Source organism: bacterium, from assembly GCA_035691305.1.
Lineage (GTDB): Bacteria > Sysuimicrobiota > Sysuimicrobiia > Sysuimicrobiales > Segetimicrobiaceae > DASSJF01.
In genome coordinates this window covers 60,886-81,072 of record DASSJF010000061.1, presented here as the reverse complement: position 1 = coordinate 81,072, position 20,187 = coordinate 60,886, and the positions used below count along the sequence as shown (strand labels likewise).

General features: G+C 69.1%; 20 protein-coding genes. 15 read left to right on the top strand and 5 right to left on the bottom strand.

The window, feature by feature from the left end:
• The first annotated feature begins 5 nt into the window (after positions 1-5).
• The 13 genes from clpB to dnaB all read left to right on the top strand — a co-directional run bounded on the left by clpB (position 6) and on the right by dnaB (position 12,978).
• On the top strand, positions 6-2,639 hold the full coding sequence (gene clpB, locus VFL28_11200) for an ATP-dependent chaperone ClpB (protein HET7265227.1): 2,634 nt from the start codon (positions 6-8) through the stop codon (positions 2,637-2,639).
• 63 nt (positions 2,640-2,702) lie between these two features.
• On the top strand, positions 2,703-4,163 hold the full coding sequence (locus VFL28_11195; protein HET7265226.1) for a fused MFS/spermidine synthase: 1,461 nt from the start codon (positions 2,703-2,705) through the stop codon (positions 4,161-4,163).
• Between the two features lie 6 nt (positions 4,164-4,169).
• Positions 4,170-4,382 carry a DUF951 domain-containing protein gene (locus VFL28_11190; protein HET7265225.1) on the top strand — a complete coding sequence of 71 codons (213 nt, stop codon included), beginning with the start codon at positions 4,170-4,172 and terminating at the stop codon, positions 4,380-4,382.
• Positions 4,383-4,554: 172 nt separating this feature from the next.
• A complete protein-coding gene (locus VFL28_11185; GenBank protein ID HET7265224.1) occupies positions 4,555-6,471 on the top strand; it encodes a diguanylate cyclase in 1,917 nt (638 codons plus the stop codon).
• A 17-nt stretch (positions 6,472-6,488) separates the two neighbouring features.
• Positions 6,489-7,592 (top strand): redox-regulated ATPase YchF, encoded by a 1,104-nt coding sequence (ychF, locus tag VFL28_11180; GenBank protein HET7265223.1) that lies wholly within the window; start codon positions 6,489-6,491, stop codon positions 7,590-7,592.
• Between the two features lie 136 nt (positions 7,593-7,728).
• Entirely contained in the window at positions 7,729-8,184 is a 456-nt protein-coding gene (gene rpsF, locus VFL28_11175; protein ID HET7265222.1) for a 30S ribosomal protein S6, read from the top strand.
• Positions 8,177-8,596 (top strand): single-stranded DNA-binding protein, encoded by a 420-nt coding sequence (ssb, locus tag VFL28_11170; protein HET7265221.1) that lies wholly within the window; start codon positions 8,177-8,179, stop codon positions 8,594-8,596. Before rpsF ends, ssb begins: the two co-directional genes overlap by 8 nt.
• A gap of 27 nt (positions 8,597-8,623) precedes the next feature.
• Positions 8,624-8,884 carry a 30S ribosomal protein S18 gene (rpsR, locus tag VFL28_11165; GenBank protein HET7265220.1) on the top strand — a complete coding sequence of 87 codons (261 nt, stop codon included), beginning with the start codon at positions 8,624-8,626 and terminating at the stop codon, positions 8,882-8,884.
• A 4-nt stretch (positions 8,885-8,888) separates the two neighbouring features.
• Positions 8,889-9,950: a DUF2232 domain-containing protein gene (locus VFL28_11160; protein HET7265219.1), complete on the top strand. Its 1,062-nt coding sequence runs from the start codon at positions 8,889-8,891 to the stop codon at positions 9,948-9,950.
• Positions 9,947-10,393, top strand: coding sequence for a 50S ribosomal protein L9 (rplI, locus tag VFL28_11155; protein ID HET7265218.1), 447 nt, complete (start codon positions 9,947-9,949; stop codon positions 10,391-10,393). The genes VFL28_11160 and rplI overlap by 4 nt, the downstream gene beginning before the upstream one ends.
• A 27-nt stretch (positions 10,394-10,420) precedes the next feature.
• Complete coding sequence (locus VFL28_11150; protein HET7265217.1) at positions 10,421-10,891, top strand: hypothetical protein; 471 nt, start codon at positions 10,421-10,423, stop codon at positions 10,889-10,891.
• A gap of 119 nt (positions 10,892-11,010) precedes the next feature.
• Positions 11,011-11,397 (top strand): STAS domain-containing protein, encoded by a 387-nt coding sequence (locus VFL28_11145; protein ID HET7265216.1) that lies wholly within the window; start codon positions 11,011-11,013, stop codon positions 11,395-11,397.
• Positions 11,398-11,625: 228 nt separating this feature from the next.
• The gene (gene dnaB, locus VFL28_11140; protein HET7265215.1) at positions 11,626-12,978 is read left to right on the top strand and encodes a replicative DNA helicase; all 1,353 of its coding nucleotides are present in this window, start codon (positions 11,626-11,628) and stop codon (positions 12,976-12,978) included.
• A gap of 37 nt (positions 12,979-13,015) precedes the next feature.
• On the opposite strand, the gene VFL28_11135 is transcribed toward dnaB, so the two are convergent.
• The 4 genes from VFL28_11135 to VFL28_11120 all read right to left on the bottom strand — a co-directional run bounded on the left by VFL28_11135 (position 13,016) and on the right by VFL28_11120 (position 16,746).
• A complete protein-coding gene (locus VFL28_11135) occupies positions 13,016-13,924 on the bottom strand; it encodes an LLM class flavin-dependent oxidoreductase (protein ID HET7265214.1) in 909 nt (302 codons plus the stop codon).
• 64 nt (positions 13,925-13,988) lie between these two features.
• Positions 13,989-14,330 (bottom strand): isoprenylcysteine carboxylmethyltransferase family protein, encoded by a 342-nt coding sequence (locus tag VFL28_11130; protein HET7265213.1) that lies wholly within the window; start codon positions 14,328-14,330, stop codon positions 13,989-13,991.
• A gap of 221 nt (positions 14,331-14,551) precedes the next feature.
• Positions 14,552-16,114 carry a pyridoxal-dependent decarboxylase gene (locus VFL28_11125; protein HET7265212.1) on the bottom strand — a complete coding sequence of 521 codons (1,563 nt, stop codon included), beginning with the start codon at positions 16,112-16,114 and terminating at the stop codon, positions 14,552-14,554.
• The gene (locus tag VFL28_11120) at positions 16,111-16,746 is read right to left on the bottom strand and encodes an XRE family transcriptional regulator (GenBank protein HET7265211.1); all 636 of its coding nucleotides are present in this window, start codon (positions 16,744-16,746) and stop codon (positions 16,111-16,113) included. Before VFL28_11120 ends, VFL28_11125 begins: the two co-directional genes overlap by 4 nt.
• Positions 16,747-17,426: 680 nt before the next feature.
• Between VFL28_11120 and VFL28_11115 the strand changes: the two genes are divergently transcribed.
• A complete protein-coding gene (locus VFL28_11115) occupies positions 17,427-18,383 on the top strand; it encodes an NAD(P)-dependent oxidoreductase (GenBank protein ID HET7265210.1) in 957 nt (318 codons plus the stop codon).
• 90 nt (positions 18,384-18,473) lie between these two features.
• Here the strand turns inward: VFL28_11115 and VFL28_11110 are convergent, their stop codons facing one another.
• A complete protein-coding gene (locus VFL28_11110; protein HET7265209.1) occupies positions 18,474-18,899 on the bottom strand; it encodes a DUF1801 domain-containing protein in 426 nt (141 codons plus the stop codon).
• Between the two features lie 238 nt (positions 18,900-19,137).
• Here VFL28_11110 and VFL28_11105 point away from each other — a divergent pair, with 238 nt between their 5' ends.
• Positions 19,138-20,178, top strand: a complete 1,041-nt coding sequence (locus VFL28_11105) for an ABC transporter substrate-binding protein (protein HET7265208.1) — start codon at positions 19,138-19,140, stop codon at positions 20,176-20,178.
• Positions 20,179-20,187 lie beyond the last annotated feature (9 nt).

Here is a 20,187-nt window from a genome sequence, read left to right as displayed (position 1 = left end):
TGGCAATGCGATTCGACAAGTTCACCGAAAAGGCGCAGGAGGCGATCGTCGGCGCCCAGGCGCTGGCGCGCGAGTACAACCACGGCCAGATCGAGGCCGAGCATCTGCTGCTCGCGCTCCTCAACCAGACCGACGGCGTGCCCGCCGCGATCCTGACGCGGGTCGGCGCGAACCCCGCGGCGCTGCGCAAGACGCTCGAGCAGGCGCTCGCGCAGACGCCGAAGGTGTACGGTCAGGACGAGCCCGGGACGGGCGCGTCGCTGCGCCGGGCGCTCGAGGCCGCGCAGCAGGACGCCCAGCGCCTCACCGACGAGTACGTCAGCACCGAGCACCTGCTCCTCGGCATCGTCGCGGACCGGAACACCGGGGCCGGCCGGCTGCTCGCACAGGCGGGCGTCGACCGCGAGAAGATCTACGCCGCCCTCCAGACGATCCGCGGCGGCCAGCGGGTCACCGACCAGACGCCCGAGTCGAAGTACCAGGCGCTCGAGCGGTACGGCAAGGACCTCACCAAGATGGCCCGGGAGGGCAAGCTCGACCCGGTGATCGGCCGGGATGAGGAGATCCGCCGGGTGATTCAAGTGCTCGCGCGCCGGACGAAGAACAACCCGGTCCTGATCGGCGACCCGGGCGTCGGCAAGACCGCGATCGTGGAAGGTCTCGCCCAGCGAATCGTGCGCGGGGACGTCCCCGACACGCTCAAGAACAAGCGCGTGATCCAGCTGGACCTGGGGGCGATGATCGCCGGCGCGAAGTACCGCGGCGAGTTCGAAGACCGTCTCAAGTCCGTGCTGCGCGAGGTGACGGAGGCGGCCGGCGAGATCGTCGTGTTCATCGACGAGCTGCACACGGTCGTCGGCGCGGGCGGCGCCGAAGGCGCGATGGACGCCGGCAACATGCTGAAGCCGATGCTGGCCCGCGGGGAGCTGCACGCGATCGGCGCGACGACCCTCGACGAGTACCGCAAGCACATCGAGAAGGACCCGGCCCTCGAGCGCCGGTTCCAGCCGGTGCTCATCGAGGAGCCGAGCGTCGAGGACACGATCTCGATCTTGCGCGGCCTGAAGGAAAAGTACGAGAACCACCACCGCGTCCGGATCACGGACGCGGCGGTGATCGCGGCGGCAACGCTGTCCAAGCGCTACATCACCGAACGGTTTCTGCCCGACAAGGCGATCGACCTGATCGACGAGGCCGCGAGCCGCCTTAAGATGCAGATCGACAGCAAGCCGGCCGCGCTCGACGAGGCGGACCGGCGCATCATGCAGCTCGAGATCGAGCGGCAGGCCCTGCGCAAGGAGACCGATCCCGCCTCGCGCGAGCGGCTCCAGGGCATCGAACGGGAGATCGCGGGGCTGCGCGAGGAGAGCCAGGCCCTGCGCGCCCGCTGGGACCAGGAAAAGAAGATCATCGCCGGGCTGGGGGAGACAAAGCAGAAGATCGAGGAGACGCGCGTCCAGATCGAGCAGGCGGAGCGGGCCGCGGATCTCGAGAAGGCCGCGCGCCTTCGGTACGGCACGATGCGCGAGCTCGACGCGACGCTGAAACGGCAGGAAGACGGCCTCAGGGCGCTCGGCGAGGGCCGGCTGCTCAAGGAAGAGGTGGACGCGGAAGACATCGCCGAGGTCGTGAGCCGCTGGACCGGCGTGCCGGTGACGCGGCTCATGGAGGGCGAGATGCAGAAGCTGGTCCACCTGGAAGACCGGCTGCACGAGCGGCTGGTGGACCAGGAAGAGGCGGTGCGCGCGGTGGCGGACGCCATCCGGCGGTCGCGCGCGGGCCTCGCCGATCCGCGCCGCCCGTTGGGGTCGTTCCTGTTCCTCGGCCCGACCGGCGTCGGCAAGACCGAGCTCGCCCGGGCGCTCGCGGCGCTCTTGTTCGACAGCGAGGACGCGATGGTGCGCATCGACATGTCGGAATACATGGAGAAGCACACCACGAGCCGCCTCGTCGGCGCCCCGCCCGGATACGTCGGCTACGACGAGGGCGGGCAGCTCACGGAGGCGGTCCGCCGGCGGCCGTACCGGGTGATCCTCTTCGACGAGATCGAGAAGGCGCATCCGGACGTGTTCAACATTCTGCTCCAGCTGCTCGATGACGGGCGGCTGACCGACGGCCACGGCCGGACCGTGGACTTCCGGCAGTCGATCGTCATCATGACGAGCAACCTCGGCGGCCAGTACCTGCGCAACCTGGATCCCGAGGACATGGCGGCGTTCGAGCTGGTGCGCGTGCAGATCCAGGAGGAGCTGCGGCGCAGCTTCCGCCCGGAATTTCTCAACCGGATCGATGAGACGATCGTGTTCCGTCCGCTCAGCCGGCGCGATCTCGAGCAGATCGTCGGCCTGCAGACGGCGACGCTCGTCAAGCGGCTCGCGGATCTCAAGATCACGCTCGAGGTGACACCCGCCGCGCGCTCGTTGCTGGCGCAGGAGGGGTACAACCCCGACTACGGCGCGCGGCCGCTCAAGCGGCTGATCCAGCGCAGCATCGAGAATCCGCTCAGCCGGAAGCTGCTGGCCGGCGAGTTTCGCGAAGGCGACACCGCCGTCGCCGACGCGCAGGGGGCGGAGATCGTGCTGCGGAAGGCCACTCCGGCGCCGGCCAAGCGAGGACCTCAGACCGCTCCCGCATCCTGAGTCCTGCGGCCGGGACGGGGAGGGCCCCAGATCCTCGAAGTCATCGTCTTCATCAGCGGCGGCGTGCTGCTCGCGCTCGAAATTGTCGCGAGCCGCGTCGTCGCTCCGTACTTCGGCAACTCCGTCTACGTCTGGGGCAGTCTGATCGGGGTGTTCCTCGCGGCCCTGAGCCTCGGCTATTACCTGGGCGGGCGCATCGCGACGCGATGGCCGCAGCCGGGCCCGTTCCTGGCACTGGTGCTGGCGGGCGGCGCGGCGACGTATCCGATCCCCCACGTCGCCGGAGCCGTGCTCGCCGACATCGCCGGGCGCGACCTCGGCCCGCGGTGGGGGCCGCTGCTCGGCAGCACCGCGCTCTTTTTCGTCCCGGCGGTGCTGATGGCGACCGTGTCCCCGTACGCGGTCCGGCTCAAGGCGCGCACCGTCGAGGGTGTGGGCAACGTCGCCGGCGCGCTCTACGCGCTCAGCACTCTCGGCAGCATCGCGGGTACACTCCTCGCCGCGTTCGTCCTGATCTCGTGGCTGGGCGTCCATGCCATCATCCAGCTGCTCGGCGGGATCGAAATGGGCCTCGGTGTCGCCGGCTTCTTCTTGGTCCGCCGCGACGTAATGCGGGCCGTCGGGGCGGCCGGCGTCACGGCGCTGATCCTGTTCCTCGCCTCGGCCGTCCCGCCGGACGCTCCGGACGTCGTGTACGCGCGCGACACCGTCTACCACCGCATCACGGTGAGCGACGAGGGTGTGATCCGCTACCTCCGCCTCGATCGCTACTGGCAGAGCGCGCGCGACCGCGCGGCGCCGCTGCGCACGGTCTTCTCCTACACCGACTACCTGCATCTGCCGCTCGCGCTCATTCCGCACCCCAAGCGCGTCCTGTTCGTCGGCATGGGCGGCGGCACGGCGCCCTCGCGGTTCTTCCACGACTACCCGGACCTCGCGATCGACGTCGTCGAGATCGACCCCGCCGTCGCCGAGACCGCCAGGCAATACTTCGCCCTGCCGCGGTCGCCGCGCCTCACGGTCCACGTGCAGGACGGACGGCTGTGGCTGCGGCGCACGGCGGACCGCTACGACCTGATCGTGTTGGACGCGTACCTGATCGACACAATTCCCTTCCACCTGGCGACGCGCGAGTTCTATACCGAAGCGGCCGCGCGGCTCGCGCCGGGAGGCGCCGTCGCCGCGAACGTGATCGGGGCGCTGCGCGGGCCGCAGAGCCGGCTATTTCGCGCGATCGACAAGACCTTCGCGTCCGTGTTTCCGGCGGTCTACGTCTTTCCGGTCGACGGCGACGCCGGCGAGTCGCTCCAGAACATCATCATCGTGGGGACCGCCGGGCCGCGGCTCGGCCCCGCCGCCGTGCAAGCACGTGCCCGAGAAGCCGCCGCCTCGGGCCGCGTGACGATCGCGAGATTTGAGCAGGACGCGGCGACACTCGTCGACCGGCCGATCGGGACCGGCGACGTGCCGCTGTTGACCGACGACTTCGCGCCGACCGACGTGCTGGCCGCGCCGAGCCGCTAGGTCCCGATGCCGGTCCTCAAACTGGCCCTCGGCGACATCGTCCGCACGCGCAAGGCCCATCCCTGCGGCGGGGACCGTTGGGAGATCGTCCGCTTGGGCGCGGACATCGGGCTTCGGTGCCTGCGCTGCGACCGGAAGGTCCTGATGCCGCGCTCCAAATTGGAGCGGCGAATCAGGGAGTTCGAACGGCGCGGACCGGACGCCGCGCCCGCCGGATAAAATCGCAACCGCGTAAGAATACTCGAGGGCGTGTCTGAGGACCACCGTACTCGTGCATAAAATCGATCATGCACGGCGGCGCTCTGAGTTTGGCGGCACCGTTGCTCCCGGAATCCCCCACCCAACTTCCCCCAATGCCGGCGACGACGGCCGCCGCACCGCGGAGTCGGGCGTGAGCTCCGCGCACGACGTGACCGCGGTCTTCGCGTTGATCGCGGACAGCGCCCGCGACGTGCTCGGCGCGGACCGCTGCGGGATCTTCCTCGGCGAACCGGGCCGGGCCCCGACCCACGCCTTCTCGCGCGGCCTATCGGAGGAGTACGCCGCGGCCGCCGCGGCCATGGTCGCCGCCGGCACCGGCGCGGCGTCGACGGCGATGTCCCGCCGCGAGCCGATCGTCATCGCCGACGCGCCGCGGGACGCGCACACCGAGCCGGCCCGGCTCGCCGCGGCGAAAGCGGGCTTCCGGACGGTGGCGCTCTTCCCGCTGTTGTACCGGGACCGCGTGATCGGCGTGCTCCGCCTGTACCACGACCGCGTCCGCGCCTACACGCCGGCCGACGTCGCGCTCGGCGCCGCGTTTGCGAACCAGGCGGCGATCGCCGTCGAACACGCCCGGCTCCTCGACGACGCCGAGCGCCGCGCCCACGACCTCGCCGTCCTCAACCGCGTCATGGCGCGGATCGCCGCGGCCCTGCGGACCGAGGAGCTGTTCGACACCCTCGCCGAAGAGCTGCAGGCGACGTTGCGCTATCCGCTCGTGACGCTGTTTCTGTTGACGGAGGACGGCGCCGCGCTGCGGGTGGTCAGCCGGCGCGGGTACGGGGCCGGCCTGCCGTCTCAATTCCCGGTCGACCGGGGCGTCGCCGGCCGCGTCGCACGGACCGGCGTCGCGATGCTCGTCCCGGACGTCACCGTGGATCACGACTATGTGGCCGTGGATTCGCGGGTCAGGCAGGAGGCCTGCGTACCGATCGTCGTCGGCGACCGGGTCGCCGGCGTCATCAACGTGGAGACGACGGAAGAGGTCCTCGGGCGGTCGGATCTCGAGCTGCTGACCGCGCTCGCCAACGAAGTCGCGGCGGCGATGCGCAACGCCGCGCTGTTCTCGCAGGTGCAGGCGGCCCGCGACGAGCTGCAGGCCCTCCACGAGGCCGCCCAGACGCTCAGCGCCTCGCTGGAGATGCCGGCGGTGCTCGAGGCGCTGGTCAAGGTGACCTGCCGCCGGTTCGGCTACGACCGCAGCGCGATTCTGCTCGCGGACGACCGGGGCGATCTGGAGGTCCGCGCCGCCTGCGGTGCCGGCCACGCCCTCGGCGCCCGCATTCCGGCGTGGGAGGGCGCCGAAGGACAGGCCGGGCGCGACCGGAGCACGGTCGTGGTCACCGCGCCGGGCGCGGACGGCGAGCGGGTCGAGGCCACGGTCGCGCTGCCGCTGCTGCGCGAGGGACGGCTCATCGGCGTGTTCAGCGTCGGCACGGCGGACCCCGGCCGCCTCGACGCGCGTGCGCGCCACACGCTGACGACCCTCGCGGGCTACGCGACGGTCGCGATCGAAAACGCGCGCCTCTACGAGCAGACGCTCGCGCTGGCCGCCACGGACGGCCTGACCGGCCTCGCGAACCACCGCGCGTTCATCCAGACGCTCGACCAGGAACTCGAGCGCGCCCGGCGCTACGCGATGCCGCTGTCGGTGATCATGATCGAGGTCGACCGGTTCAAGCGCTACAATGATACCTACGGGCATCTCCGCGGCGACGACGTGCTGCGAATGGTGGCGCGCATTCTCGAGAAGGAGCACCGGAGACACATCGACTTCGTGGCGCGCTACGGAGGGGACGAGTTCATGGTGCTGCTGCCGCACACGTCGCGCGCGAACGCCGCCTACGTGGCGGAGCGCATCCGGCACGCCGTCGCGGATGCGCCGTTCATCGTCGGCCGGGAGATCACCTCGGTCACCGTCAGCCTGGGCGTCGCGGCGTTCCCGGAGGACGGGGACACGACAATCACGCTGATCGACGCCGCGGACCACCGCATGTACGCCGCCAAGCAGGGCGGCGGCAACTCCGTCACGGCCTCCGCCCCCTAGGGACCGCATCCCCGTCGATGGCCCTGGCCTGCGGCCTCGTCGGTCTGCCGAACGCGGGCAAATCGACGCTCTTTCGAGCACTGACCGCCGCTCCCGCCGAAATCGCGCCGTACCCGTTCACGACGGTCGCGCCGGGTGTCGGCGTGGTGCCGATTCCCGACCCGCGGCTGGAGGAGATCGCGCGCGTGGTGAAGCCGGACCGCCTCGTGCCGGCGACGATCGAGATCGTGGACATCGCGGGGCTGGTGCGCAACGCGCACCGCGGCGAGGGCCTCGGCAACCAGTTCCTGGGCCGCATCCGCGAAGTGGACGCGATCGTCCACGTCGTGCGGTGCTTCGGGGGGCCGGTCGCGCACGTCGAAGGCGGCGTGGATCCTGTCCGCGACATCGAGATCGTGGAGACTGAACTCATGATGGCGGACCTCGACACGGTACAGCGGGCGCGCGCGGAGATCGTGCCCCGCGCCCGGACGGGCGACCGCGCCGCGCGCGACGAGGACGCGGTCCTCGGACCGCTCGAGGCGCACCTCGCCGCGGGCCGGCCGGCGCGGACGTTCACGGGCGGCAAGGGCGCCGCGCCCGCGCTCGGACGGCTGCATCTTCTGTCGTCGCGGCCCGTGCTCTACGTCGCGAACCTCGACGAAAGCGATGTGTCGGGCGGCGACCTCGCCGGCGGGGCGTGCCTCGAGGCGGTGGCCGCGCGCGCCCGGGAGGAACGCGCCGCCGCGCTCGGCCTCTGCGCCCGTCTCGAACTGGAGCTCACCGACCTCGATCCGGCGCAGGCGGGAGAGTTCTCGAAGGAGCTCGGCCTCGCGGAGCGCGGCCTGCCGCGCCTGGCCCGGGCCTGCCTCGAACTGCTGCGCCTGCGGACGTTCTTCTCGATCGCGTCCCGCGAGGTGCGGGCGTGGACGGTTCCGGCCGGCACGCACGCGGCGGAGGCCGCCGGCCGCATCCACACCGACATGGAGCGCGGGTTCATCCGCGCGGAGGTGGTGAGCGCGGGCGACCTCGTCGCGAGCGGGTCCCTCGCCGCCGCGCGCGAGCACGGGCGTGTGCGCCTCGAAGGCCGCGCCTACGAGGTGCGGGACGGCGACGTGATCACGTTCCGGTTCGCGGCCTGAGAGGCCCTATGATATAATCGGTTGGTCTACCCAAGGCACCCTGTGCCTTCCTGCCCTGTCCCGCGCCGCCCGGCGTGTCGGCCAGGGCCGCCGGGGATCGCGGGCCGGCAGTCCATCAGGAAGGATGTGAGACGGATTGGCTAATTACGAGATTGTGGCCGTGCTGCGCCCGGACCTCGAGGACGACGCGATCGAGGCGGCGGTCGGGCGCATCCATCAGCGCATCACCGAGCAGGGCGGCACCGTTGCCAGCACCGACCGCTGGGGCAAGCGGCGGCTCGCCTACGCGGTCCAGAAGTACCGAGACGGGTACTACCTCTTTTCTGTGTTCTCGCTCGAATCGCCGCAGGTCGCCCGCCTCCGCCAGACGCTCGGCCTCAACGAAGACCTGTTGCGCTTCGTCGTCGCGGACCACCACCCGGCGCCGCCGCGTCCGGCGGCCCCCGCCGCCGCGGGGCATACGGCCGCGGCCCCTCCGGCGGCCGCGCCGGCGACGGCCCCTTCGGCATCCGCACCAGCCCCGGTCCCCGCGGCTCCCGCTTCCACCGGCAGCGAATCATCGGGGCCGGGCAGGGGAGAGAACAATGTATAACCGCATCATCCTGATCGGCCGGCTGACGAGAGATCCGGAACTCCGGTACGTGCCGAGCGGTGCGCCCGTCGCCAGCTTCACGCTTGCGGTCGACCGGCCGTTCCAGAACCAGCAGGGCAACCGGGAGACGGACTTCATCGACGTCGTCGCCTGGCGGAAGACCGCGGAGCAGGTGAGCCAGTACCTGACGAAAGGCCGAATGGTCGCCGTCGAGGGACGGCTGCAGATCCGGTCCTACGAGACGCAGGACGGACAGAAGCGCAAAGTGGCCGAGGTCGTCGCCGACGGCGTGCGGTTCCTCGACCGTGCGAAGCCGGGCGCGGGGCCCGGGGCCGCCGAGCCGGCTGCGACCCCGGCCGGCGGGGGCGACGACACCGCGCAGGGCGGCCCCGACGAGGACGTCCCGTTCTAAACCGCGCGCGACACAGGGAGGATTGGAATGCCTGAACCTAAGGACAGAGAAGCGCGGCCGCGCCGCGATTACCGGCGGCGGCCCAAGCGCAAGGTCTGTTCGTTCTGCGCCGAAAAAGCGACGTACATCGACTACAAGGAGATCAACCGCCTGCGCCGGTTCGTCACCGAGCGCGGCAAGATTCTTCCGCGGCGGGTCTCGGGCAACTGCGCGCGGCACCAGCGGGCGCTCGCCGTCGCGATCAAGCGCGCGCGCGAGCTCGCGATGCTGCCGTACACGGGAGAGTAGCGCTCTGACTTCCCGCTTTACGCGTCAGCCGACCCGCGGCCTGACCGAAGGCGCGATCCTCGCCGCGCTCACCGCGATCATCGCGGCCGTCGGCCTCATCGCGCCGCCCGTGGCGGTCCTGCTCGCGCCCCTGCCGATCATGCTGCTCGTGATCCGGTGGGGGCTGCGCATCGCGGTGCTGGCCTCCGTCATCGCCGCGGCGGCGCTGTTCCAGTTCGGCGGCCCGCTCAACGCGATCTCCGCCGTGGCGATGTTCGCCCCGCTCGGCCTCACCCTCGGCTGGGGCGTGCGCCGCGGGCTCGCGGCGCAGTGGACGATCCTCGCCGGATCCGTCTCGTTCTTCCTCGCGACGCTGGCGATGCTGGCCGCGGCGCAGGGGCTGGTGCATCAGGACGTGATGGGCGAGTTCATCACCGGCCAGGTCAAGGCGCTGCAGACGGCAATGGACGTGCAGCGCCGGCTCGGCGCGCCCGCGGCACAGATCGAGGAGATGCGCAAGCTCACCGAGATGATGCCGCAGTTCCTGCGGACCGCGCTGCCGGTCGCCCTCGCCCTCGGCGCGATCCTGTGGGCCTACCTCTGCTACAAGGTCGCGCGGTCGGTGCTCCGGCGCGTGGGCCACCCGCTGCCGGCCGTGCCGCCGATGCTGACCTGGCGGCTCTCGACGTTGCTCTCCACCGTCATGCTCTGGGGCGGCGCGCTCGCCTCGCTGGCCGCGATCCGGGCCCCGCAGCTCGGCGGGATCGCGCTGGACGCGATGCTGGTCAACCTCTTCGTCTTCGGGTTCCAAGGCACGCTCGTCGGGGTCACCTGGGCGAACCGCCGCGGCTATCCGGCGTTCATCCAGGTTCTGTTCGGCTTCATGCTGCTGGGCGCCGGCATTCTGCCGCTCCTCGGCCTCGCGATCCTCGGGATGCTGGATACGTGGTGGGACTTCCGGCGGCTGCTGCCGCGCCCCGGCGCCGCCGCGGGCGGCGCCGACGCACCGGCGCAGGCCCCGGCGGCGCAAGACGACGCCAAGGGCGCGCGACCTCGGCCGGCCTCCAAGGTGGTGCATCAGCGATGAAGGTGATTCTCTTGAAGGACGTCGCCGCGCTCGGCCACGCGGGCGACGTGCGCGAAGTCAAGGACGGCCACGCGCGCAACTATCTGCTGCCCCGGGGGCTCGCGGCACCGGCCACGGACGCGAGCCTGCGCGCGCTCGAACAGACGAAAGCGGCGGCCGGACGGCGCGAAGCGCGCCTCGGCGAAGAGTTGCACGCGCTCAAGGACAAGCTCGAGGCGCTCGTCGTCGAGGTGCGCGCCCGGGCGGGCGAGGACGGGAAGCTCTTCGGCTCGGTGACGGCCCAGGACGTCGCGGACGCGATTCAGCGGCAGGGCATCGACGTGTCCAAAAAACAAATCGAGCTCGGGGAAGCGATCAAGAACACCGGCTTCTACAAAGTGCCGGTGCGCCTGCACCCGAAGGCCACCGCTAAAGTCGAAGTCAACGTGATCGCGGCCGGCTGAGTAGACCACCGAGGCCTCGGGGGCACCATGGTGCGTCTCTGCCTGCTCGTGCTCGCTCTGGCGGTCGCCGCCCCGGCGGCCGCGGCTCCGAACCACGCCTATCTCGTCGTGCCGGGCCGCAGCGTGGGTTCCGTCGCGATCGGGATGCGGCTCGAGACGGTTGAAGGCCTGCTCGGCAGGCCGTCCAAAGTCGACCCCTCCGGACGTACCCAGTGGTATGAGTGGAAGGATCCGGAGGACCGGTTCCGTTCGATCGCTGTTGAGACGCTGCGAAATAGCGTGGTCTTGATCAGCCTCGCCCACGATCCGCGATATCGCACGCGCGAAGGACTCGGGGACGGCACGCCGCTCGCGGAGGTCGAGCGTGTACTCGGCCGGCCTTCGTCGGTGATGCGCCTCGGCGGCTTTTCGATCGTGCAGTACCGAAGAATGGGCATCGGCTTCGTAACCGACGGCTCCGGCCGGGTAACCGGCATCATCATCGCGCCCGGGGTCTGAGGGCGACGCCGAGCGCGCCTCCCGCACAACGAGTCCGGACCGAACAGTCTAGACGGTCGGCCGCGTGGGCATAGTGTACCTTCGCCGGGACATCCGGGGGGATGCCGGATGAGTGATTCATGTCCAGCGCACATCCAGGCAGCCGAGCGAACTATCGCGTCGAGAACGTCGGCCCCGCAACGGTCGTCCGCGTCTTCGACGACATCGACATCGCGAACGCCGGCGGGCTTGGGGACGCGCTGTTCGCCGAACTCGGACGCGACCGACCGCTCGTCGTAGACATCGGCGGCCTCAACTACATCGACAGCATCGGCCTGCACGTCATCCTTCGTGTCTTTCAACGCGCCGGCGTCGTCCGCGTCGACGCCGTATTGGTCGCCGCGGGGCCGAGCCTGCGCCTCGTCGAACAAGTCGGCCTGAACCGGATCGTTACGGTCGTCACGGACGTCGACGCGGCGCTCCAAGCGCTGCGGATTAAATCACGCCCCGCCGCCGGCCGCCGCTGACGGCCGCATCACCGCGGGTCCCCAGGTTATCCGGAGCCTGTGCACGAAATATGAAGCGATAATCACAGAATTTTCCTGCGCTTCCCCCAATTACCGCACAAGGACAGAACCTGCTCGCTATGGCATGTACTAGCTCGTTCATAAGGCGTAGTTCAACTGCTCACGCGGGATAGACAGAGGCGAACATATGTTCTATGATCGGTCCAGGCCCGTCGCCGGAGTCGTGGCATGAGCATCGCGCAGCAACTGGAGCGGGTTCCTCCGCAGAATCTCGAGGCCGAGCAGGGCGTCCTCGGCTCGATGTTGCTCGACAGGGACGCCATCGCCCGCGCCATCGAGGGCCTCCGCGCCGACGACTTCTACCGCGACGCGCACCGCGTCATCTTCCAGGCGATGGTGGAGTTGTTCGAGCGCGGCGAACCGGTCGACCTCATCACCGTCACCAACCGCCTCGCGGCGAACGGCAAACTGGACGACGTTGGCGGGGCGACCTACGTCGCCTCGCTCCCCAACGCCGTGCCCACCGCGGCCAACGTCGACTTCTACGCCAACATCGTCCTCGAGAAGTCGATGCTGCGCGCGTTGATCAGCGCCGGCACGCACATCGCCGCGATGGGCTACGACGGCGCGGACGACGTCGCGGCGATGATCGACCACGCCGAGAAGCTCGTCTTCGGCATCGCCTCGCGCCGCAGCGTCCAGGACTTCGAAGCGATCAAGGAAATCCTCAAACAGAGCTTCGAGAAGATCGACAAACGCTACCAGGAACAGGGCAACGTCACCGGGATCGAAACCGGGTTTTCGGATTTCGACATGCAGACCTCGGGACTGCAGCCGGCCGACATGGTCATCGTCGCCGCGAGGCCGTCGGTCGGCAAAACCACCCTGTGCTTGAATATCGCATCGCACGCCGCGGTCGCAAACAAGGTACCGGTGGCGATTTTCAGCCTCGAGACCAGCAAGGAGCAGCTCGTCGAACGTATCCTCTGTGCCGAGGCGCAGGTCGACAATACACGGCTTCGGCGCGGCTACCTTGCCGACGAGGACTGGCGCAAGCTGGCGCGGGCGATGGGCAGCCTCAGCGAGGCACCGATCTTCATCGACGATTCGGCGACGATGTCGGTCATCGAGATGCGGGCCAAGGCGCGCAAGCTGAAGGCCGAGCACGGCCTCGGGCTCATCGTCATCGACTACATTCAGATGATCCAGTCGTACAAGCGCACGGAGAACCGCACGCAGGAGCTCAGCGAAATCGCGCGCAGCATCAAGTCGCTGGCGAAGGAACTGGACGTTCCCATCATCGCGATCTCCCAGCTGAGCCGCGCGGTCGAAGCCTTGGGCCAGAAGAGGCCGATGCTCAGTCATTTGAGGGAATCGGGCGAGATTGAGCAAGTGTCAGACCTCGTCGTGTTCTTGTACCGCGAGGATTACTACGATCAAGAGAAGGCGCAGAAAGAGAACAAGGAAAACATCTGCGAATTGATCATCGCAAAGCACCGGAACGGGCCGATCGGGACCGTCGAGCTGTACTTTCACAAAGAGCACAGCAGATTCGCGAACTTAGAAAAACGCCGGCAGTAAAGGGGGCGGTGTAGTAACGACGGCGGTAGACTTTTTCTTATGACTTCTCCATGGCACGGTATCGTCGGAGCGCCTCGGTCAACCGGCGCAGCGCTTCGGGCGTGTACGGCTCGCATTGGAACATGATGTGTTGCACGCCGATTTCCGCGTAGCCGCGCATCGCCGCGGCGATCTCCTGCGTCGTCCCCGTCAAGGGATGGCCGAAGAAGCTCGGCTTCTTTGCCTGCAGATCGGGGAACCAGAGCCCGATGAACGCCGAGACGCCGATCGTGGCCGGATCGCGCCCGACCTCCCGGCACGCGGCTTCCATTCTGGCGAGCGGCTCCGCCATGGTTTCCGGTGGGCCCATATAACCGGCGTTCCATAGGTCGGCATACCGTGCGGTCAGCTTGAGCATACGCGGCCCTTGGGTTCCCACCAGTAACGGCGGCCCTGCCGGCCGGGGACCCCGCGGGACGTTCTCGCAGTTTCGGGCCTGATAATACCGTCCGGCGAAGTCGGCATACCCGTCACGCAGCAGCGGCACGAGAATCTGCAAGGCTTCTTCGAAGCGATCGACGCGATGATCGAAGGGCAGTCCGAACGCCCGATACTCCGGCTCGTTCCATCCCGCGCCGACACCCAGGATCAAACGCCCGTGGCTCACCTCGTCCGCGGCGGTCGCCATTTTCGCCAGAATCGCCGGATTGCGGAAGGAATTGCATAACACGAGCGTCCCGATTTCCACGCGCCGGGTCGCCTCCGCCAGCGCCGCCAGCATCGTCCAGCATTCCCAAATACCCCTGGTCGGCTCACCCGGATTCCGATATAAGAGGTGGTCGGCGAGCCAGACGCTGTCGAACCCGTCCTTCTCCGCCTGCTGCACGACAGCGCGGATCGTATCGTAGGGGCGCTTGCCGTAGCTTTCGCGGTCGTTCGCCAGGAAGACCATCAGTCCGATCTTCACCGTCGTTCACCCCCAACTGCCAGTTGCGCCCCCGGGTACCGGTGGATGGAGCGACATCCACATCCTACAACCAGCGCCGGACACCCGCCTTGTAGCTCGTGTACTCCGTACCAAAGCGGGCTTCGAGATATCGCTCCTCGCGGGGGATGACGACGAGGGACATCACGGAAATCGCCGGGACGAGCGTGATGAAGATCCACGCGTCGGCGACCCCGAGCGCGATCCCGGTCTGAAACAGCGAGAACGCGAGGTAGATGGGGTTTCGACTGAAGCGGTACGGCCCGACCTTGACGATGGCGGTGGTGGGGCGATTCCCGGCGACGGGTGTGCCCGCGGCGCGTAATGTTCGGCTCGACCAGATGAAGAGCGTGCCGGCAAGAGCCGCGATCAGGGCGCCGATCGGCACTGCCGGTCTGAAGACGAACGAGATCGGCCGGGCAAGATGCAGCGCTAAGCCCAGGGCGATCGCGATCAGATAGATGGCTGGTGGACGCGCCAGGCCGACGTTCGCGGCAAGGGGCCTGGCGTGCCGGTCCTGCGAACCCCGCCGAGTCCTCCGGACCGTGACACGGCCCCCTTTCCAGCCTACGTCATGCCGCCATCGCTACGACGAACTTGGGCTGTGCATCAGCGTCGGCTCGATCTTCGTGGCCGCGCGAGGCGGCGGCCGGTCCGGCGCACCACGTCGACCAGCGCGGCGAGGTCCGCCTCCGTCGTCGCGTAGTGGAGGATGCAGGCGCGGAGCGCAAACCGGCCCCGCAGGACGGCGTTCGTCAAGAACGCCTCGCCGCCGGCCTGCACCTCCTGCATGATCGCCTTGTTGAGGTCGTCGAGCCCGCCGTCGCCGCCCCGGCGGCCGTCCGGCGCGTACCGGAAGCAGACGATCGACAGCGTGACCGGTGCCATCAACTCCAGGTCCGGCGCGGCGTTCACCATCTCGCCGAGCCGCCGGGCAAGCGCGATGTGGCGCGCGACATGCATCGCCGCGCCGCGGCGACCGAGGTGCGCGAGCGTCATCCACAGCTTCAGCGCGCGAAATCCGCGCGTCTGCTGGAAACCGTACTCGGAGTACCAGGGCAGACCGCCGAAGCCTTTGCCTTCCTCGGTCTGCAGGTACGGCGGCACCAGACTGAACGTCTCGCGCAGCAGGCGCGCGTCGCGGACGAAGGCACAGCCGCACTCCACCGGCACCGAGAGCCACTTGTGCGGATCGACCGCGAGCGAATCCGCCCGCGCCATGCCCGCGTACCGGCCGGCGGCCGACGGATCGAGCACGCCCGGGGCGCCGTACGCGCCGTCGACGTGGTACCAGAGCCGCTCCGCGCGGCAGATATCGGCGATCGCCTCCAGCGGGTCGATCGCGCCCGTGTTGACCGTGCCCGCGCTCGCGCACACGCAGAACGGCACGCGCCCCGCCTCGCGGTCCTCCGCGATCGCCTCCCGCAGCGCGCCGGCGTCGAGCCGCCACGCCGCGTCGACCGGAACCGTGCGGATCGCCTCCGCGCCGAGCCCGAGCAGCTCGGCCGACTTGCGCAGGCAGCTGTGCCCCTCTTCGGACATGTACAGCACGAGGCGGGGCCGCCCAACGAGCCCCTCCCGGCGCACGTCGCCCCCGAGCGCCGCCACCGCGCGCTGACGGGCCGCGGCGAGGCAGGTCAGCGACGCCATCGAGCCGCCGCTCACGAGCAGGCCCGTCCCGCCCTCGAGCGGATACCCGAGCAGGGCGGCGAGCCACCGGACCGCGCAGCGTTCGAGATAGATCGCGGCGTGGTCCCCGCCCGCGCAGCTCGGGTTTATCGCCGCGGCGAGCAGCTCGCCCAGCACCGCGACCGGCGCCGGCGGCGCGTTGACCCACCCGAAGAAGCGCGGGTGGCCGTTGCCCATCGGATGGGGCAGCACGGATTCCTGAAGCCGGCGAAGCGCCGCTTCGGGGGAGAGGCCGTCGTCAGGGAGCGGCTGCTCGAGCAGGGCGCGGCGCTGCTCGACGGTCATCGGCCGGTACACCGGCCTGTCGCGAGCGCCGGCGAGGTACTCCGCCACCAGGTCGACCGCGCGGTGGCCGAGGCGCCGGAACTCCGCGGGGCTCATCGCGAGCGTCCGCGGCTCGTCGCGGGGCGCGGCGCCGCCGCGTCCGGTATCGACCGCGGCCGCCGATCGCACCTTGACACGAGCACGGCGGCGGCGGGTCATCGACGGGGCCCGCGCCGCCGCTGGCCGGAGAGATGGCCGGCGCGCCTCGGATCTCCCGCCAGGTCCATCGCGAGGTAGTAGACGCACGGCACGCGACCAGGGTTGGCAAACTCGTGCCGGCAGTTTCCATCGTAGTAGATGCTGTCGCCGGGACGAAGTGTATACGGTGTTCCGCCGATGGTGAGCCGCAACGCGCCCTGCTCGACGGCGACGTATTCGCGGGACCCCGGCGCATGCGGGGAAAATTCGCCCGCGTTGACACCGGGACCGATCGTCGTGCGCATGAACTCGAACTCGACGCCTCGAAGCACGGGCGAAAGAATCCGGCGTTCCCAGCCGGACGGATCTCGCGCCACGTCCTGATCCTCGCGGCGCAACAGCACGACGTCGCGCGTCTGCGGCTCGCCGAGCAGCCGGGCGATGCTTGTGCCGAGGCCCGTCGCGATGCGGTCGAGGACGAGGACCGTCGGTACCTTCTGCCCCCGTTCGACGCCCGACAACATGCTTCGGCTCACACCGGCGCGTCCGGCGAGATCGGCGAGCGACAGCTCACGCCGTTGACGTTCCTCGCGAATCCGGATGCCAAGGTCGAGGATGTTGACACCGGTTACCGGACGAACGGCGACCGCCATGGCGTCGATTGGAGCTATTCCACTATAGAGGAATACGTTCCTCTATAGAGAACCGAGGCGTCTGTCGGCCTTCGGCGCATTCCTCAACGCGCGGTCGCCTTCAGCGTTCCCGAATCGGCGCCGCACGCCCCGCTCGGCGCGACGTCGTAATGACCGGACAGAGATCGAGGCGCGCCGGTCGAAATGGCCACTGTGGCTGTAAGCCGGACCGCGCCGTCTGCCGCCTTGGCGGTGAGGAGATACTCGCGCCCGCGGTAGTAAGTGCCGGACGCCTTCAATCCGCCCACACATCGGTCTCCGCCGAATTCCAACGTCCCAACGATTTCCGCGCCTCCCCACCACGCGGGCTTTCTCGACAACGTGGCGGAGAAATGTCCGTTGGCCGGGAATTGAGCGCTCTTCCAGGTCCCAACCCAGCGGCCGGCGAGACCGGCGGGGGCCGCCGTCGCGGGAGTAGCCCCCGCAAATCCAGGCAGCACGGCCGCGGCGAGACCCGCTCCAACCCGCCACCCCCCGAGAAAAAGCGCAAACTCTATCAGGACGAACGTCACGACCAGCCGACGCGGCCTTCTTGCCTTGGGATTCCCCATGCATTCAGGGTAGCAAGTGATTGGTGGCGTTTGTCACGTCGGCAGAGCTCCGCTCGTCATGGTGGTGACGACACGCGAAAGGAGCAGATGATGCGGGTTTTCGTTGTGGGAGCAAGCGGTGCAATCGGTACTCGACTCGTCCCTCAATTGACCGCTCGAGGCCACGAGGTGATCGGCACCTTCCGATCGCCGGGGCACGCCGAACGTGTGCGCGCGCTCGGCGCGGAGCCGATCCGGCTTGATCTGCTCGACGCCGGCGCCGTGCGCAAGGCGGTGCTCGAGGCCAAACCCGAGGCGATCGTCCACGAGGCGACCGCGCTGACGAACCTGCGCGACTTCAAGCACTTCGACCGCAGTTTCGCGCAGACCAATCGGCTGCGAACCGAAGGCACCGACGCGCTCCTGGCCGCCGCGCGCGCGGCCGGCGTTCGGCGGTTCGTCGCCCAGAGCTTCGCCAGCATGCGGTACGCGCGCGAGGGCGGGCCCGTCAAAACCGAGGACGATCCGCTCGACCCCACGCCCGTGGCGGCGATGCGGGAAACCGCCGCCGCGATGCGCCGCCTGGACGAGACCGTCACGGGCGCGGGTGGGATCGCCCTTCGCTACGGCGGCTTCTACGGCGCGCCGAACGATGGAATGCTCGAGGCGGTGCGCAAAGGGAGGTTCCCAATCGTCGGCGACGGCGGCGGGATCTTCTCGTTCATCCACCTCGAGGACGCCGCGGCGGCGACCGTGCTCGCGCTCGAACGCGGCCGCGCCGGCATCTACCACGTCGTTGACGACGAGCCGGCGCCGATGCGCGAGTGGCTCCCGGTGCTCGCGAGCGTGCTCGGGGCCAAGCCCCCCCGCCGTGTCTCCCCCTGGCTTGCACGGCTGTTCGCGGGCGAAGCCATGGTCGTGATGGCCACCGGGTCCCGCGGTGCCTCGAACGCGAAGGCGAAGCGCGAGCTCGGTTGGACGCTGCGCTACCCGAGCTGGCGGGAAGGCTTCGTGGCCGCCTTCGCGCCGGCGGGCCGAAGGGCGGATGCGGGACTCGTCGCAAGTTAGCGCGCTCCGCGGGCGGCCGGCGATCGCGCGCCCGCCAAGCGCCGCCGATAACGTGGCCGGCTTCTACGTCGTGCTCCACACGCCGTGAAGCTAGCGGGCTCGCCTGCCGTTGGTTCGCCGGCGATCCGGCTTGTTCGCGCCCCGGAGATTGAGGGCCACCGCGGCGCGGATAAGAGCCTTCAAGGCCCCCTCATTGAGCTTGTCCCCTTCGTGGATGTCGATGGCGCGCCGAACACCGCCCTCCAGGCTGGAGTTGAATAAACGTGAAGGATCATTCAACGCCGCCCCCCTGAAGAACGTCAGCTTGACCGCGTGCTTGTAGGTCTCGCCCGTACAAATACCGCCGTTATGGGACCAGACCGGGATCCCAGGGTTCGTGGGTTTCACCCATTTCCACTCCTCGACGATCTCGGGGGCCGCCTCATGGATCAGCTCGCGCACTTTTGCGAGCGTCTTCCCGCGCCAGTCCCCCAGCGTCTTGATCCTTTCGTCGATTTGTGCCGAGGCGGATTTCATGGGTTCTTCCCTCCACGCATCAGGCTACGGGGCGTGCGTCGAGCTCGGCCTGAAAGGTGACTCGATCGACCACGGCTCGGCGCACCCCGGGCAGAGTGCCGAACCCGGTACTGTATCTCCCCAAGTTCGCGATCACGCCTCGCAAGGATAGGGGCGGGTTCCCCTGGAATCGAGAGCCGACCCCAGACGCCCGCAACCCGCCGCCTTCCCTGGGCCCGGGAAACAGAGGAGGAATGGGATGCCTCGTGTTCTCAGAGCCGTGACCGCGGTCCTCGTGATTGCCGTCGGCGTCGCCGCCGCCTACGGCACCGTCTTCTCGAGTCCCGGGACGCCCCTGACGGTGAACGACTACGTCGGCGGGATTACCAGCAGTGCGCCTCAGGACTTTGCCGCGGACGCGGAGGGAATCTTCGCCAAGCACAACCTCAGGGTGAACTTCGTAATCCTGGAGGGCACCTCCCAGGCCGTCCAGGCCGTCGCGGCCGACCGGACGGGCCGCGCCTTCGTGCAGGGAGATATCCTGGACGAGATGCTGCTGGCCGACAAGAACCCCAGCGCGCCCCCGCTCATCGGCATCGCCGGGAACGAGCCGAGGAATCCGGTGGCCCTGATCTTCTTGCAGTCGAGCGGCATTAAGTCCCCCCGCGACCTGGCCGGCAAGACGATCGGGGTCCCGACCGGCAGCCTGTCCGAACAGTACCTCGACATCTTCCTCCAGAAGCAGGGGATCGCCAAGGACAAGGTGAGGATTCAGAACATCGGCTTCGGCGCGCTCCATCCGGCGCTGATGCAGAAGCGGGTCGACGCCATCTGCGAGTTCGCGCGGGGCCTGGCCAGCCTCGACATCGTCGCGAAGCAGCAGGGCCAGCAGATCGGATCGTTCCTGTTCGGCGATTACCACATGCCTTCGCCGCTGGGCGCCGTGGTGGTCCAGAAGGGCCTCGTGGACAGGAATCCGGGGACCGCGGGGGCGATCGCCGCCGCGCTCAACGAAGGGCTTTACTTGTGCGTGGTCAAGCCGGATCAATGCATCAAAGACTTCATCGCCAAGAATCCGGGCCGTGACTACGATCAGACGCTGGCGGAGTGGAAGGTCGCGCTCAAGGCGCAGTACGGGCTGGACGCCGGGACGGTCCGGAAGATGAAGCCGCTCCAGCTGGGGTGGTTCGATCCACAGCTCGTCGCGGCGACGCTTCCGGAGCTCAAGGCGATGTTCAAGATCGAGAAGGCCTTCAGCCCGACAACCCTCTACACGAACCGGTTCGCCGAGCACCCGTAGCGGGCCTGG

Coding starts and splice junctions, on each gene's coding strand:
- ychF (HET7265223.1), top strand. CDS start 6,489: ATGGCCCTGGCCTGCGGCCTCGTCGGTCTGCCGAACGCGGGCAAATCG.
- rpsR (HET7265220.1), top strand. CDS start 8,624: ATGCCTGAACCTAAGGACAGAGAAGCGCGGCCGCGCCGCGATTACCGG.
- VFL28_11145 (HET7265216.1), top strand. CDS start 11,011: ATGTCCAGCGCACATCCAGGCAGCCGAGCGAACTATCGCGTCGAGAAC.
- dnaB (HET7265215.1), top strand. CDS start 11,626: ATGAGCATCGCGCAGCAACTGGAGCGGGTTCCTCCGCAGAATCTCGAG.
- ssb (HET7265221.1), top strand. CDS start 8,177: ATGTATAACCGCATCATCCTGATCGGCCGGCTGACGAGAGATCCGGAA.
- VFL28_11115 (HET7265210.1), top strand. CDS start 17,427: ATGCGGGTTTTCGTTGTGGGAGCAAGCGGTGCAATCGGTACTCGACTC.
- rplI (HET7265218.1), top strand. CDS start 9,947: ATGAAGGTGATTCTCTTGAAGGACGTCGCCGCGCTCGGCCACGCGGGC.
- VFL28_11190 (HET7265225.1), top strand. CDS start 4,170: ATGCCGGTCCTCAAACTGGCCCTCGGCGACATCGTCCGCACGCGCAAG.
- clpB (HET7265227.1), top strand. CDS start 6: ATGCGATTCGACAAGTTCACCGAAAAGGCGCAGGAGGCGATCGTCGGC.
- VFL28_11125 (HET7265212.1), bottom strand. CDS start 16,114: ATGACCCGCCGCCGCCGTGCTCGTGTCAAGGTGCGATCGGCGGCCGCG.
- VFL28_11150 (HET7265217.1), top strand. CDS start 10,421: ATGGTGCGTCTCTGCCTGCTCGTGCTCGCTCTGGCGGTCGCCGCCCCG.
- VFL28_11110 (HET7265209.1), bottom strand. CDS start 18,899: ATGAAATCCGCCTCGGCACAAATCGACGAAAGGATCAAGACGCTGGGG.
- VFL28_11105 (HET7265208.1), top strand. CDS start 19,138: ATGCCTCGTGTTCTCAGAGCCGTGACCGCGGTCCTCGTGATTGCCGTC.
- VFL28_11120 (HET7265211.1), bottom strand. CDS start 16,746: ATGGCGGTCGCCGTTCGTCCGGTAACCGGTGTCAACATCCTCGACCTT.